This is a genomic window from Burkholderia sp. Ac-20349 (genome assembly GCF_017104865.1).
Taxonomy (GTDB): domain Bacteria; phylum Pseudomonadota; class Gammaproteobacteria; order Burkholderiales; family Burkholderiaceae; genus Burkholderia; species Burkholderia aenigmatica.
In genome coordinates, this window is the sequence record NZ_JAAGPM010000043.1 from 41,430 (window position 1) to 57,125 (window position 15,696).

The 15,696-nt window shown below is 66.7% G+C and carries 10 protein-coding genes, 1 pseudogene and 1 riboswitch; of the genes and pseudogenes, 8 read left to right on the plus strand and 3 right to left on the minus strand.

Annotation, left to right across the window (positions count from 1 at the left end):
* Positions 1 to 128: 128 nt before the first annotated feature.
* Positions 129 to 860, minus strand: coding sequence for an OmpW family outer membrane protein (locus G3N61_RS16395; RefSeq protein WP_043191805.1), 732 nt, complete (start codon positions 858 to 860; stop codon positions 129 to 131).
* Between the two features lie 193 nt (positions 861 to 1,053).
* Between G3N61_RS16395 and G3N61_RS16400 the strand changes: the two genes are divergently transcribed.
* The 5 genes from G3N61_RS16400 (at position 1,054) to thpR (ending at position 10,732) form a co-directional block, all read left to right on the plus strand.
* Positions 1,054 to 1,767: a transposase gene (locus G3N61_RS16400; protein ID WP_006477151.1), complete on the plus strand. Its 714-nt coding sequence runs from the start codon at positions 1,054 to 1,056 to the stop codon at positions 1,765 to 1,767.
* Between the two features lie 289 nt (positions 1,768 to 2,056).
* Positions 2,057 to 6,760, plus strand: coding sequence for a glutamate synthase-related protein (locus tag G3N61_RS16405; protein WP_043191803.1), 4,704 nt, complete (start codon positions 2,057 to 2,059; stop codon positions 6,758 to 6,760).
* An 85-nt stretch (positions 6,761 to 6,845) separates the two neighbouring features.
* Positions 6,846 to 8,312 carry a glutamate synthase subunit beta gene (locus G3N61_RS16410; RefSeq protein ID WP_043191801.1) on the plus strand — a complete coding sequence of 489 codons (1,467 nt, stop codon included), beginning with the start codon at positions 6,846 to 6,848 and terminating at the stop codon, positions 8,310 to 8,312.
* A 366-nt stretch (positions 8,313 to 8,678) separates the two neighbouring features.
* Positions 8,679 to 10,169, plus strand: coding sequence for an alanine/glycine:cation symporter family protein (locus tag G3N61_RS16415; protein WP_089449767.1), 1,491 nt, complete (start codon positions 8,679 to 8,681; stop codon positions 10,167 to 10,169).
* Complete coding sequence (thpR, locus tag G3N61_RS16420; protein ID WP_043191798.1) at positions 10,166 to 10,732, plus strand: RNA 2',3'-cyclic phosphodiesterase; 567 nt, start codon at positions 10,166 to 10,168, stop codon at positions 10,730 to 10,732. Before G3N61_RS16415 ends, thpR begins: the two co-directional genes overlap by 4 nt.
* 193 nt (positions 10,733 to 10,925) lie before the next feature.
* Here thpR and G3N61_RS16425 read toward each other — a convergent pair.
* Both G3N61_RS16425 and G3N61_RS16430 read right to left on the minus strand, forming a co-directional pair.
* Positions 10,926 to 11,142: pseudogene (locus G3N61_RS16425) on the minus strand (short-chain dehydrogenase); the annotation flags it as partial.
* Positions 11,143 to 11,167: 25 nt separating this feature from the next.
* On the minus strand, positions 11,168 to 12,937 hold the full coding sequence (locus G3N61_RS16430) for an ABC transporter ATP-binding protein/permease (protein WP_043191794.1): 1,770 nt from the start codon (positions 12,935 to 12,937) through the stop codon (positions 11,168 to 11,170).
* Between the two features lie 269 nt (positions 12,938 to 13,206).
* Positions 13,207 to 13,330, plus strand: a riboswitch (TPP riboswitch).
* Positions 13,331 to 13,561: 231 nt separating this feature from the next.
* Here G3N61_RS16430 and G3N61_RS16435 point away from each other — a divergent pair.
* From G3N61_RS16435 to G3N61_RS16445, 3 genes are all read left to right on the plus strand, one after another.
* Positions 13,562 to 14,698 (plus strand): FAD-dependent oxidoreductase, encoded by a 1,137-nt coding sequence (locus G3N61_RS16435; RefSeq protein ID WP_043191792.1) that lies wholly within the window; start codon positions 13,562 to 13,564, stop codon positions 14,696 to 14,698.
* Between the two features lie 32 nt (positions 14,699 to 14,730).
* Complete coding sequence (gene thiS, locus G3N61_RS16440) at positions 14,731 to 14,928, plus strand: sulfur carrier protein ThiS (RefSeq protein ID WP_043191789.1); 198 nt, start codon at positions 14,731 to 14,733, stop codon at positions 14,926 to 14,928.
* Between the two features lie 38 nt (positions 14,929 to 14,966).
* On the plus strand, positions 14,967 to 15,696 hold a 730-nt coding region (locus G3N61_RS16445; RefSeq protein ID WP_205823033.1), incomplete at its 3' end, for a thiazole synthase.

Genomic DNA, 15,696 nt, shown 5'->3' on the forward strand with positions numbered 1-15,696 from the left:
CTGACGCGAAAAAGCGACGCCCCGGCGGGATTTCCGCCGGGGCGTTTTACATCGTGGAGACGTTACGTCAGGAAAAATCCGCTACAAATTGCAGCAGGATTAACCATTCCCCAAATATTCGACTACGCTTAGAAGCGGTAGCCGACGTTCAGGTAAGTCACGATCGGGTTCAGCGAGATGTGCGCTTTCGACGTTTCGGTCAGGGTGCCCACCTGGGTCCGCTTGGCCGTCGTGAAAGTCGCGGTCACGCTGACCGGGATGTACGACATCGATAAGCCGGCGAACCAGTGTTTCGTGAAGTTGTACGTGAAGCCGGCGTTGAACACGGGCGCCCACTGGTTGCTGGTCTGTGCGCTGGTCGGGCCGCCGAGCGCGCCGTTTTCGAACGCGCTGTTCGTGATCTTCGCGCCGGTAAACCAGATATACGTCGCGCCGACGCCGATATACGGACGGAACTTCGCGTTGGCGTCGTTGAAGTAGTACTTGAGGAGGAGCGCGGGGCTCCACTGGTATGCGCGGCCGAGCGTACCAAAATTCGCGAACTGGCCCTTGCCGGTGATGTCGAACTTCGGCGGAATGCCGGCAATGAACTCGGTGGCGATATGGTCGGTCACGAAGTAACCGGTCGCCAGTGCGAGCGTGTCGGCGTCGCTGATGCCAGCGCCCGTGTTGGGAATCGATTGGTTGACGGGCGTGCCGCCGACGCCGTAGAGGTACAGCGGATCGCTGCTGTCCTGCGGCGCGAGGTGCAGCCAGCCGGTGCTGACGTAGAAATCACCTGCGGATTGTGCGTGTGCCGTACCGCCCGCGAACGTGAATGCGAGCGCTGCAGCCCCCGTAATGGCCAGTTTTCGTTTCATTGTGTCTCCTCCGATCTAAGGCGTGCTCATTATGACGACTGCGTTTAAAACCAAACAAGCTCGTAAGTTAGAGTTTTCACCCTAGGATTAGTACGACCGTACGCTTCCGCGCCCTGTCGGGACAGGCATTCTACGCAGGTGCGCACTATCGGACCCCCGGGTATTTCCTAACGCGTTCAAACGGACATTCAGCATGGCACGGTTAGCACGACTCTACGTTCCCGACCAGCCGCAGCACGTGATACTGCGCGGCCTGGATCAGCAACCCGCGTTCGTCGACGACCAGGACTACGAACTCTTCATCGATTGCCTGAAGGCCGCCGCGCGCGATCATCACCTGTCGGTGCACGCCTACGTGCTGCTGCCGCGCCAGGTGCAACTGCTCGTGACGCCGAGCGACGAGGCGAGCCTGCCGAAAGCGATGCAGGCTGTCGGCCGGCGCTACGTCGCGCATTTCAACCGGCGCTATTCGCGGCGCGGCACCCTGTGGGAAGGCCGCTACCGTGCGACGGTCATCGAAGGCGAGCGCTATTTCCTGCTCGCGAGCCGCGTGGTCGAGATGAGCCCGGTGCGCGCGCAGCTCGTCGCGACGCCCGAGGCTTATCGCTGGTCGAGCTACCGGCATCACGTCGGGCTCACCGTCGACAGCCTGATCACCGACCATCCGCTCTACTGGGCGCTCGGCAATACGCCGTTCGACCGCCAACGCGCGTACAAGGAGCTGTGCGAGCAGCCGCTCGACGAGCGGCAGGCCGACCAGTTGCAGCAGGCGACGTTGAAGGGCTGGGTGCTCGGCGGAGAGAATTATCGCGAGTGGGCGGCGCGTACCGCGAACCGGCGCGTGTCGCCGCTGCCGCGCGGACGCCCCAGAAAGGTGCGTGAAAACACGCCGCCGATCCAGCAGTAATCCGGGAACGGCGGTTCAGGAGGCGGCGCTGCGGGCGCCGCTTCTTTTTGCACCAAAACGATACGGCCCCAATAAAATGGCACCAGATCGAGGCATCCATTTAAATGGGGTTCGATCAAACGGTTTTTGTTGCTATTCCTTTGATTCGTCGCGTATATTCCGAATTCCGGTGGCCCGGGCGAAGCTTGCCCATCCACTGTCGGCCGCGCCGTCTCCCGTCGGGAGCGGGATCGACGGCAACAAGAAAATGGTTCAACGGCCTCCAGGCCCCCTTTACGACGGTGTCCCCATGAACGACCACCAGCAGCCGCTCGCCGCGGTGCCCGCCGCACAAGGTCTGTATGACCCGCAAAACGAACACGACGCCTGTGGCGTCGGCTTCGTCGCTCACATCAAGGGCAAGAAGAGCCACGAGATCATTCAGCAGGGTCTGAAGATCCTCGAGAACCTCGATCACCGTGGCGCAGTCGGCGCCGATCCGCTGATGGGCGACGGCGCGGGCATCCTGATCCAGATCCCGGACGCGTTCTATCGCGAGGAAATGGCGAAGCAGGGCGTGATGCTGCCGCCGGCCGGCGAATATGGGGTCGGCATGATCTTCCTGCCGAAGGAAAACGCATCGCGTCTCGCGTGCGAGCAGGAGCTCGAGCGGACGGTGAAGGCAGAGGGCCAGGTCGTGCTCGGCTGGCGCGACGTGCCGGTCGACCATGCGATGCCGATTTCGCCGACCGTGAAGGCGAGCGAGCCGCTGATCCGCCAGATCTTCATCGGCCGCGGCAAGGACATCATGGTGACGGACGCGCTCGAGCGGAAGCTGTACGTGATCCGCAAGACGGCGAGCCACCGCATCCAGGCGCTCAAGCTCAAGCACGGCAAGGAATACTTCGTGCCGTCGATGTCGGCGCGCACGATCGTCTACAAGGGGCTGCTGCTCGCGGGCCAGGTCGGCGTGTATTACCGCGACCTGCAGGACACGCGCGTCGTGTCGGCGCTCGCGCTCGTGCACCAGCGCTTCTCGACCAACACGTTCCCGGCGTGGGAACTGGCTCACCCGTACCGGATGATTGCGCACAACGGCGAGATCAACACCGTGAAGGGCAACGTGAACTGGCTGAACGCACGTACCGGCGCGATCGCGTCGCACGTGCTCGCCGACGATCTGCCGAAGCTGTGGCCGCTGATCTACCCGGGCCAGTCGGATACCGCGTCGTTCGACAACTGTCTCGAACTGCTGGTGATGGCCGGCTACCCGCTCGTGCACGCGGTGATGATGATGATCCCGGAAGCGTGGGAACAGCACACGCTGATGGACGAGAACCGCCGCGCGTTCTACGAATACCATGCCGCGATGATGGAGCCGTGGGACGGCCCGGCCGCGATCGCGTTCACCGACGGCCGCCAGATCGGCGCGACGCTCGACCGTAACGGCCTGCGCCCGGCGCGCTACCTCGTCACCGACGACGACCTCGTCATCATGGCGTCGGAAGCCGGCACGCTGCCGATCCCCGAATCGAAGATCGTCAAGAAGTGGCGCCTGCAGCCGGGCAAGATGTTCCTGATCGACATGGAACACGGCCGCATCATCGACGACAAGGAACTGAAGGACAACCTCGCGAACGCGAAGCCGTACAAGAGCTGGATCGACGCCGTGCGCATCAAGCTCGACGAGATCGAGCCGAAGGCCGAGGAAGTCGCGGCCGGCCGCACGCAGGGCGCCGCGCTGCTCGACCGCCAGCAGGCGTTCGGCTACACGCAGGAAGACCTGAAGTTCCTGATGGCGCCGATGGCGCAGCAGGGTGAGGAAGCCGTCGGTTCGATGGGCAACGATTCGCCGCTCGCGGTGATGTCGAACAAGAACAAGACGCTCTATCACTACTTCAAGCAGCTGTTCGCACAGGTCACGAACCCGCCGATCGACCCGATCCGCGAGAACATGGTCATGTCGCTCGTGTCGTTCATCGGCCCGAAGCCGAACCTGCTCGACACGAACAACATCAACCCGCCGATGCGTCTCGAAGTGTCGCAGCCGGTGCTCGACTTCAAGGACATCGCGAAGATCCGCGCGATCGACCAGTACACGGGCGGCAAGTTCAGCGCGTACGAACTGAACATCTGCTACCCGGTTGCCTGGGGCAAGGAAGGCATCGAGGCACGCCTCGCGTCGCTGTGCGCGGAAGCCGTCGACGCGGTGAAGTCGGGCTACAACATGCTGATCGTGTCGGACCGCAAGACGGACGCCGAGCATGTCGCGATTCCGGCGCTGCTCGCCACGTCGGCGATCCACACGCACCTCGTCCAGCAAGGTCTGCGCACGAGCACGGGCCTCGTCGTCGAGACGGGCTCCGCACGTGAAACGCACCACTTCGCGCTGCTCGCGGGCTACGGCGCGGAAGCCGTGCACCCGTACCTCGCGATGGAAACGCTCGCGAAGATGGCCGAAGGGCTGCCGGGCGACCTGTCGCCGGAGAAGGCCGTCTACAACTTCACGAAGGCGGTCGGCAAGGGCCTGCAGAAGGTGATGTCGAAGATGGGCATCTCGACGTACATGTCGTACACGGGCGCGCAGATCTTCGAAGCGCTCGGCCTGTCGAGCGACCTCGTCGAGAAGTACTTCAAGGGCACCGCGTCGAAGGTTGGTGGTATCGGCCTGTTCGAAGTGGCTGAAGAAGCGATCCGCCTGCACCGCGACGCGTTCGGCGACAACCCGATCCTGCGCGACATGCTCGACGCGGGCGGCGAGTACGCGTACCGCGTGCGTGGCGAAGACCACATGTGGACGCCGGATTCGATCGCGAAGCTGCAGCACGCGACGCGCAGCAACTCGTACCAGACGTACAAGGAATACGCGCACCTGATCAACGACCAGACCAAGCGTCACATGACGTTCCGTGGCCTGTTCGAGTTCAAGGTCGAGCCGACCAAGGCGATCCCGATCGACGACGTCGAATCGGCGAAGGACATCGTCAAGCGCTTCGCGACGGGCGCGATGTCGCTCGGTTCGATCAGCACCGAAGCGCACGCGACGCTCGCGGTCGCGATGAACCGGATCGGCGGCAAGTCGAACACCGGCGAAGGCGGCGAGGACCAGAAGCGCTACCGCAACGAACTGCGCGGCATTCCGATCAAGGCCGGCGAGACGCTGAAGTCGGTGATCGGCGACGAGATCGTCAGCGACATTCCGCTGAAGGACGGCGATTCGCTGCGCTCGAAGATCAAGCAGGTCGCGTCGGGCCGCTTCGGCGTCACCGCCGAGTACCTGGCATCGGCCGACCAGATCCAGATCAAGATGGCGCAGGGCGCGAAGCCGGGCGAAGGCGGCCAGCTGCCGGGTCACAAGGTGTCGGAATACATCGGCAAGCTGCGTTACTCGGTGCCGGGTGTCGGCCTGATCTCGCCGCCGCCGCACCACGACATCTACTCGATCGAGGATCTGGCGCAGCTGATCCACGACCTGAAGAACGTGAACCCGAGCTCGAGCATCTCCGTGAAGCTCGTGTCGGAAGTGGGTGTCGGCACGGTCGCGGCCGGTGTCGCGAAGGCGAAGGCCGATCACGTCGTGATCGCCGGCCATGACGGCGGCACGGGCGCGTCGCCGCTGTCGTCGGTCAAGCACGCGGGCACGCCGTGGGAACTCGGCCTCGCCGAAACGCAGCAGACGCTGGTGCTGAACCGCCTGCGCGGCCGCATCCGCGTGCAGGCCGACGGCCAGATGAAGACGGGCCGCGACGTCGTGATCGGCGCGCTGCTCGGCGCGGACGAATTCGGCTTCGCGACGGCACCGCTCGTCGTCGAGGGCTGCATCATGATGCGCAAGTGCCACCTGAACACGTGCCCGGTCGGCGTCGCGACGCAGGATCCGGTGCTGCGTGCGAAGTTCAAGGGCCAGCCCGAGCACGTCGTGAACTACTTCTTCTTCGTCGCCGAGGAAGTGCGCGAGATCATGGCGCAGCTCGGCGTCGCGAAGTTCGACGACCTGATCGGCCGCGCCGATCTGCTCGACACCCGCAAGGGCATCGAGCACTGGAAGGCGAAGGGCCTCGACTTCTCGCGCGTGTTCTACCAGCCGGAAGAGTGCGAGGACGTCGCGCCGCGTCACGTCGACGTGCAGGATCACGGCCTCGAGCGCGCGCTCGACCACGTGCTGATCGAGAAGGCGAAGGCCGCGATCGAGAACGGCGAGCATGTGTCGTTCATCCAGCCGGTGCGCAACGTGAACCGGACGGTCGGCGCGATGCTGTCGGGCGTGATCGCGAAGAAGCACGGCCACGACGGCCTGGCCGACGACGCGGTGCACATCCAGCTGAAGGGCACGGCCGGCCAGAGCTTCGGCGCGTTCCTCGCGAAGGGCGTGACGCTCGACCTGGTCGGCGACGGCAACGACTACGTCGGCAAGGGCCTGTCGGGCGGCCGGATCATCATCCGTCCGACCAACGACTTCCGCGGCAAGTCCGAGGAAAACATCATCTGCGGCAACACGGTGATGTACGGCGCGATCGAAGGCGAATCGTTCTTCCGCGGCGTCGCGGGCGAGCGCTTCTGCGTGCGTAACTCGGGTGCGACGGCGGTCGTCGAAGGCACGGGCGACCACGGTTGCGAATACATGACGGGCGGTACGGTCGTCGTGCTCGGCGAGACCGGGCGCAACTTCGCGGCCGGCATGTCGGGCGGTCTCGCGTACATCTACGATCCGGAAGGCACGTTCGCGGCGAAGTGCAACAAGGCGATGGTCGCGCTCGAGCCGGTGCTGCAGCAGGCCGAGCAGGAGCGCACGGTCGACCGCGCGCTCTGGCATGCGGGCACGACGGACGAAGCGCTGCTCAAGGGGCTCGTCGAGCGTCATTTCCAGTTCACGGGTTCGCCGCGCGCGAAGTCGCTGCTGGAAAACTGGGACGCGGCGCGCCGCCAGTTCGTGAAGGTGTTCCCGCACGAATACAAGCGCGCGCTGGGCGAGATCGGTGCGAAGAAGGCGGCGAAGGAAGTGCTGGCCGCCTGAGCGACGAACGACATAGCGAAGGCCGCGCGCGCATGATTGCCGCGCGCGGCTCCCCCACCCGATACACCGAACAGAAGAGCACCTTATGGGCAAGGCAACCGGTTTTCTGGAGTTCGAACGCCGCCACGAGGCGTACGAAGCACCGCTCACGCGCGTGAAGCACTACAAGGAATTCGTCGCGGCACTGACCGACGCGGACGCGAAGGTCCAGGGCGCGCGCTGCATGGATTGCGGCATCCCGTTCTGCAACAACGGCTGCCCGGTCAACAACATCATTCCGGACTTCAACGATCTCGTTTACCGCCAGGACTGGCAGCAGGCGATCGAAGTCCTGCACTCGACCAACAACTTCCCGGAATTCACGGGCCGCATCTGCCCGGCGCCGTGCGAGTCGGCATGCACGCTCGGGATCAACGACGATCCGGTCGGCATCAAGTCGATCGAGCACGCGATCATCGACAAGGCCTGGGCGGAAGGCTGGGTGAAGCCGCTGCCGGCCGAGCACAAGACGGGCAAGAAGGTCGCGGTCGTCGGTTCGGGCCCCGCGGGCCTCGCCGCCGCGCAGCAGCTCGCGCGTGCGGGCCACGACGTGACGGTGTTCGAGAAGAACGACCGCGTCGGCGGCCTGCTGCGTTACGGGATTCCCGACTTCAAGCTGGAGAAGTGGCTGATCGACCGCCGCATGCGCCAGATGGAAGCGGAAGGCGTGACGTTCCGCACCAGCGTGTTCATCGGCAAGGATCCGCTGCCCGAGTCGATCGGCAGCCTCGCGAAGGAAACCATCTCGCCGGAGACGCTGAAGGAAGAATTCGATGCGGTCGTGATCGCCGGCGGTTCGGAAACGCCGCGCGACCTGCCGGTGCCGGGCCGCGAACTCGCGGGCGTGCATTACGCGATGGACTTCCTGCCGCAGCAGAACCGCGTGAACGCGGGCGACAAGCTGGTCGACCAGCTGCTCGCGAAGGGCAAGCACGTGATCGTGATCGGCGGCGGCGATACGGGTTCCGACTGCGTCGGCACGTCGAACCGTCACGGCGCGAAGCAGGTCACGCAGTTCGAGCTGCTGCCGCAGCCGCCGGAAGAGGAGAACAAGCCGCTCGTGTGGCCGTACTGGCCGATCAAGCTGCGCACGTCGTCGTCGCACGAGGAAGGCTGCGAGCGTGACTGGGCGGTCGCGACGAAGCGCCTCGAAGGCAAGAACGGCAAGGTCGAGAAGCTGATCGCAGTGCGCGTCGAGTGGAAGGACGGCAAGATGCAGGAAGTGCCGGGCTCCGAGTTCGAGATGAAGGCGGACCTCGTGCTGCTCGCGATGGGCTTCACGCAGCCGGCAGCGCCCGTGCTCGAAGCGTTCGGCGTCGCGAAGGATGCGCGCGGCAATGCACGGGCTGCGACCGAAGGCGATCGTTCGTACTACACGTCGGTCGACAAGGTGTTCGCGGCGGGCGACATGCGCCGTGGCCAGTCGCTCGTCGTGTGGGCGATCCGCGAAGGCCGCCAGTGTGCGCGGTCGGTCGATGCGTACCTGATGGGGCATTCGAGCCTGCCGCGATAAGCGCAGGTCGGTAGCCGTCGTAGAAACCGGGCGTCCGAAAGGGCGCCCGGTTTTTTTATGCGTGCGATTCGGTGTCGTATCGCGCGTGCGCAGCGCGTTCCGTAGCGGGCGAGCGCCCGGCGTTTCGGCGCGCTGCTACCGCGCCGCGCGCATCGCGACAGAGCTCGGTGTCGCGGCTTAGAGATCCTGGTGCCCCCGCAATTTCGCGAAGCGTCGCCTAATCTGGTCACATCCGGCAGCGATTTCCCGGCATCTCAAATCTTTCGTTTTTGTAATGATCCTTGCAAATTGTCATATCATGTCGCCCCTCCGGCCGTGAAGCGAGCGGCCATCACATATGACTGACCCTATTTACAAGGATTCTGGATGGAAGCACTCGTGCAAGGGCTGATCGACGCCGTCAACGGCGTGTTGTGGAACTACGTGCTGATTGCGCTGCTGCTCGGCGTGGGCGCGTGGTTCACGCTGCGGTTCCGGATGATCCAGCTGAAGGCGCTGTTCCTCAGCATGAAGCTGGTCGGCAGCAAGGGCGAGCCGGGCAGCATCTCGTCGTTCCAGGCGTTCGCGACCGGGCTCGCGAGCCGCGTGGGCACCGGCAACATCGCCGGCGTCGCGGTCGCGCTGACGGTCGGCGGGCCGGGCGCGATCTTCTGGATGTGGATGACGGCGCTCGTCGGGATGTCGTCCGCGTTCGTCGAGGCGACGCTCGCGCAGATCTTCAAGGTGTCGCACCCGGACGGCAGCTATCGCGGCGGCCCCGCGTACTACATCCAGACGGGCCTGCGCTCGCGCGGCTTCGGCGTGCTGTTCTCGCTGTCGCTGATCCTCGCGTTCGGCTTCGTGTTCAACGCGGTGCAGGCCAACGCGATCGCCGATGCGTTCGACACGTCGTTCGGCTGGAGCCGCGCGAGCGTCGGTCTCGGTCTCGTGCTGCTGACTGCGCCGATCATCTTCGGCGGGATCCGCCGGATCGCGGCGGTTGCGCAGGTGATCGTGCCGCTGATGGCCATCGGCTACCTCGCGCTCGCGGTCTATGCGGTCGCGACGCACATCGCGCTGGTGCCGGGCGTGATCGAATTGATCGTGAAGAGCGCGTTCGGTCTCGAGCAGGCAGCGGGCGGCCTGACGGGCTATGCGGTCAGCCAGGCGGTCGCGATGGGCGTGAAGCGCGGGCTGTTCTCGAACGAGGCCGGCATGGGCAGCGCGCCGAATGCGGCGGCGACCGCCAGTACGCGGCATCCGGTCGTGCAGGGGCTGATCCAGATGCTCGGCGTATTCGTCGACACGATCGTGATCTGCAGCGCGACCGCCTTCGTGATCCTGCTGTCGGGCCAGTACGAACTGGGCACCGGCATGGAAGGCGCGGCGCTCACGCAGCGCGCAATCGCGAGCCACGTCGGCGGCTGGGGCGGCATCTACATGGCGTTCGCGATCTTTTTCTTCGCGTACTCGTCGGTGATCGGCAACTACGCGTATGCGGAAGGCAACGTCGAATTCATCACGAAGCGGCGCGGCGTGCTGCCGCTGTTCCGCATCGCGGTGCTCGGCATGGTGATGTTCGGCAGCGTCGGGCAACTGCCGCTCGTGTGGGCGATGGCCGATACGAGCATGGGGCTGATGGCGATCATCAACCTGATCGCGATCCTCGCGCTCGGCAAGTATGCGCACGCCGCGTGGGCCGACTATCGCCGCCAGCGCGCGGCAGGCGTTGCCGATCCGGTGTTCACGCGCAACACGATTCCGGAACTCGCGAACGTGCTGCCGACCGACGTGTGGGGCGAGCATGGCCCGCTGCCGCAGCGTCCGGCCGTGGCCGATGCCGACAGCGTGCCGCGTGCGGTGGTGCGCGAGTCATGAACGGCGACCGGCTGCGCGTGTTCGTCGCGCTGATGCCCGATGTGGCATCGCGCGACGCGCTGCATGCGTTGCCGGTTACCCGTGGCGCGCGGCGTCCGCTGCCCGCGCAACTGCATGTGACGCTCGCGTTCGTCGGCGCGATCGAGCGGGCGTGCTGCGACGCGTTGGCCGCGTACCTGCCGGCGCTCGCGGCCGCGCATGCGCTGCCGTTGGTGCCGGTCGAACGGATCGCGTGGTGGCCGAGCCTGCCGCGCGCGCGGCTGATCGTCGCGGAACTGGCCGCCGAGCCGGCGTGTGCGGCGTTGAATGTCGCGCTGTCCGCGAAGCTGCGCGAGCTCGGCGTACCGGCGGATCGGCGGCCGTTCCGTCCGCACGTGACGCTCGCGCGGCTGCCGCACGATGCGGTCGGGCAGCCGGCGCACGGCGGTGCGGTGAAGCGGCCGGTTGCGCTGCGGTTCGACGCGCTCACGCTGTTCGAAAGCCGGTTGTCGCACGAAGGGGTGTCGCATCGGCCGATCGTGTCGGCGCCGATTGCACGGGCGGACGGCGCGGCAGCGGGTTGAGCCGTTCCGGCGAGGCCCGGCGAAGGCCGGCCGCCATCCTTGTCATGCGGCAGGCGGGCTTGCCGCTGCATCGGTTCGGCGACGTCGCGCGACGTCCGGCCTGCTACCCGTGGCGGGCGAGCGTCTATCCCGATGGATCGAGCTTCGATTCTCTCCCGGTGACGAGATCCGTCACCACCTTCCCCGACCCCGTCGACATTGCCCGCCCGGGTTCACCGAGATCGCTGGAGAGTGTGATGCACGCCGCGCCGGCCGCGGTGTACGCGCGGGCGACTTCGACTTCGGCGAGCCGGGCGCGTGCCGCTTTGTCCGCGTTGCGCGCATGCAGCGCCAATGCCATGCCGGGCGCGACGAGCCGTGAGCCGCCGCGCACACGCCGCGCCGATCCCCGAACCGGCGCCGGTGATCAGCGCGCTCCGCGCGCGGCGCGTGCGCTTACGCGGCGACCTTGTCGCTGTCGTTCACGCGCTCGACGTTGATCGTGCCGACGTGGAACGCGGCCAGCGACTCGCGGTGCGCGATGCTGATGATCGCGGCCTTCGGCAGTCGTTCGGCGAACAGGTGATAGAGGCGTGCCTCGTTGTCGGCGTCGAGCGCGCTCGTCGCTTCGTCGAGGAACAGGAAGTCGGGCTTGTGCAGCAGCACGCGTGCGCCAGCCAGGCGCTGCTGTTCGCCCGGCGACAGCACGCGGGTCCAGTGCGCGGTCTCGCCGAGGCGCTCGACGTAATCCTCGAGGCGGCATGCGCGCAGCGCGTCGCGGCAGGCTTCGTCGCTGAACGCGTCGGCCGTCGCCGGATAGGTGAGCGCGGCCTTCAGCGTGCCGATCGGCAGATAGCTCGTCTGCGGCACGAACATCATCCGCGCGCCGACCGGCGCATCGATCGCGCCGTCGCCGAACGGCCACAGGCCCGCGAGCGCGCGCATGAACGTGCTCTTGCCGGAACCCGACTTGCCGATCACGAGCCAGCGCGAGCCGGGCTCGATCGTGACGCTGCCGATGTTCGCGAGCGCGTTGCCGTTCGGCAGCGCGAGCTTGAGCGACGACGTCGACAGCGTCGTGTCGTCGACGTAGTGCAGGTTGATGCCGCCGTGCTCGGTCGCGGGCGACAGGCTTTCCTTCAGGTGCGACGTGCCCATCACGCGCTTGAATTCGCGCAGACGGTTGACGGTGGCGCGCCATTCGACGAGGGTCGAGTAGCTGTTGATGAACCACGAGAACGAATCGCTGACGGTGCCGAACGCGGACGAGATCTGCATCAGCACCCCGAACGAGAACGCGCCCGCGAAATAGCGCGGTGCGGCGACGACGAGCGGGAAGATGATCGCGATCTGCCCGTAGAAGCTCAGCACGAACGTGAGCCGCTTCGTGTACTTCATCACGCGCCACCAGTTGTCGCGGATGCGCAAGAAGAGGTTTTGCGCGTTGCCGGTCTCGGTCTTCTCGCCGTCGTAGAACGCGATCTGCTCGGCGTTCTCGCGCACGCGGATCAGCCCGAAGCGGAAGTCGGCCTCGACGCGCTGCTGCTGGTAGTTGATCGACACGAGCGGATGGCCGACCTTCTGGATGATCAGCGAGCCGATCACCGCGTACAGCGCGGCCGCCCACACCATGTAGCCGGGGATCGCGATCGGCGTCGCGCCGAGCGAAATCGTCAGCGCGCCGGCGAGCGACCACAGGATCGTGATGAACGACACGAGCGTGACGACCGTCGACAGCAGGTCGAGCGACAGCGCGAGGGTGGTCGTCGCGAACGACTGGAGGTCGTCGGTGATCCGCTGGTCGGGGTTGTCGGCGAGGCGGTCACGCTCGATCCGGTAGAACGCGCGATCGCCGAGCCACTGGCCGAGAAAGCGGTCGGTGAGCCACTGGCGCCAGCGGAAGCCGAGCATCTGCCGCAGGTAGCGGCCGTACACGGCGAGGATGATGAAGGCGAACGCGAGCGCGGAGAACTGCATCAGCAGGTTCGGGAAGTCGTGGACGTCCTTCGACTGCAGCGCGTTGTAGAACTCCGCGTTCCACTTGTTCAGCCGGACGTTGATCCAGACCACGCAGAGGTTGATCGCGATGATCGAGACCAGCAGGCCCCATGCGATTTTCCATTCGGACGATACCCAGTAGGGCTTGATGAGGCTCCATGCGGATACCGGGCGCTCGTCCTGCGGCGCGTCGGAGGCGGAGCGGACGGGATCGATCGATTGGGTCATGTGCTTCCTGATGAGTAGCCGGCGCGCGGGCCGGGCGAAGCCGGGCGCGCGCCGCGATACGGCATGCCGGGACGCGGCGCCGACTGACGGCGGGCGTCCGGATGGTCGCCCGCGCGTCTTAAACGGCACTTAAGGCCGGCGGTGACGCGGCAACCGGCCGCTTGCGCGGCCGGCCTGCGGGCATTGTGCCAGAGCGGCGCGGCACGACGGCGAATTTGCCGCAAGGGGGACAGTTTGCGGCGCTTTCCGCTTTTATGGTCTAATGGCCGACGACGAAACAGGGGTGCTTTGTGGCGCGGCCGGCAGATGTTCCAGCCAGCGCGATGAGGCTGAGAAAGACCCTTCGCACCCGATCCGGGTAATACCGGCGAGGGAAGTTTCTGATCCCGCCGGGTCGCGCTGGCTGCCATCCCACATGGTCAGCGCCCTTGTCCCGCCCGGCCGGCCTTTGCTGCCGGTTTCGTCCTTTTGGGTACGCGCTTTGCGCGTTACGGAAGGAATGATGACCGCACAATCTTCAGTCTTTTGCATGGTTCCCGGCCCGATGTCGCGTGCGTTCGCGCACGGCGGCGCGTGCGCGTGCGCATCGACGTTCGTCGTGCGCGCTTGCGCGGAGGGTGCGCGATGAACGCCCGGGATTCCCGACCCGACTTCGCGGTGCTCGGCGGCGGCCTCGTCGGCCGCCTGATCGCATGGCGGCTCGCAGGCGACGGGCATCGTGTCGCGCTTTACGAGCGCGGCGGCCCGGACGGCGAACAGTCGGCCGCGTGGATCGCGGCTGCGATGCTCGCGCCGCTCGCTGAAGCGGCGAGCGCGGAGCTACTGATCACCGAGCTCGGCGCAGCGTCGCTCGCGCGCTGGCCGCAGTGGCTCGCGGAACTGCCGGAACCCGTCTTCTTCCAGCATCACGGCACGCTCGTCGTCTGGCATCACGCGGATCGTGCGGAGGCGCCGTTGTTCGAGCGGCGCGTGCGCGCGAACGCGCCGGCCGACCTGTTCGACAGCGGGTTCGTGACGCTCGCCGGCGCGCAGGTCGATGCGGCCGAGCCGGTGCTCGCGGGCCGCTTCGCGCGCGGCCTGCTGCTGCCGAACGAAGGCCAGCTCGACAATCGCCAGGCGCTGCGCGCGCTCGCGGCCGGCCTCGTCGAACGCGGCGTCGACCTGCACTGGCACGTCACGATCGACGACGCGAACCTGCCCGCCGCGCATTTCACGATCGATTGCCGCGGGCTCGGCGCGAAACCCGCGCTGCCCGCGTTGCGCGGCATCCGCGGCGAAGTCGCGCGCGTGCGCGCGCCCGGCATCGGGCTCACCCGGCCCGTGCGGCTGCTGCATCCGCGCTACCCGCTGTACATCGCACCGAAGCAGGACGATCTCTATGTGATCGGCGCGACCGAAGTGGAGGGCGAGGACATGTCGCCCGTCAGCGTGCGCTCCGCGCTCGAACTGCTGAGCGCGGCGTTCTCCGTGCATCCGGCGTTCGGCGAGGCGCGCATCCTCGAGCTCAATGCGCAGTGCCGGCCGACGCTGCCCGATCATCGCCCGGCGGTGATCTGGGACGGCGCGTCGACGCTTGCCGTCAACGGCCTGTACCGGCACGGCTTCATGATCGCGCCGGAAGTCGCGCACGCGGCGGTTGCGGTCGCCGAAGCCGCGCTCGGCGGCACGTTCGGCGACGCCGACGCGTTTGCCGCGTGGCGCGACGCGGCGCGCTGGCCGACGCTCCTTCATCACCGCAACGACGCGCGCCAGCCGGCCTGACGCGCGCCGCCGACCGAATTCGACGAAGCCTCATGGATATCCAGATCAACCAACAGACCCTGACGTTGCCCGACGGCGCAACGGTGTCCGACGCGCTCGCCGCGTACGGCGCGCGTCCGCCGTACGCGGTCGCGCTGAACGGCAACTTCGTCGCGCGCACGCAGCACGCGGCGCGCGCACTCGCGGCGGGCGACAAGCTCGACGTCGTGCACCCCGTCGCGGGCGGCTGAGCGCCGCCGGATCGTCCCCGCTCTTTCAGGAAAACGACATGACGTCCCACACCTCCGCCGACGCGTTGACGCTGTACGGCGAAACCTTCGCAAGCCGCGTGCTGATCGGCACGTCGCGCTATCCGTCGCTGCAGTCGCTGTCCGATTCGATCGCCGCGTCGCGGCCGGGGATGGTGACGGTCGCGCTGCGCCGCCAGATGACGGGCGGCACGGCCGAAGCCGGCTTCTTCGACCTGCTCAAGCGCCACGCGGTGCCGCTGCTGCCGAACACGGCCGGCTGCCAGACCGTCGCCGAAGCCGTGACGACCGCGCACATGGCGCGCGAGGTGTTCGGCACCGACTGGATCAAGCTCGAACTGATCGGCGACGACTACACGCTGCAGCCCGACCCGGTCGGCCTGATCGAAGCGGCCGCGCAACTGGTCAAGGACGGTTTCAAGGTGCTGCCGTACTGCACCGAGGATCTGGTGATCGGCCGGCGCCTGCTCGACGTCGGCTGCGAGGCGCTGATGCCGTGGGGCGCGCCGATCGGCACGGGCAAGGGCGTCGTGAACCCGTACGGCCTGCGCGTGCTGCGCGAGCGGCTGCCCGACGTGCCGCTGATCGTCGATGCGGGGCTCGGCGTGCCGTCGCACGCGTGCCAGGTGATGGAGTGGGGCTTCGACGGCGTGTTGCTGAACACCGCCGTGTCGCAGGCCACGCACCCCGAGATCATGGCGCGCGCGTTTGCGCAGGGGGTCGAGGCCGGCCGCGCCGCGTATCTCGCCG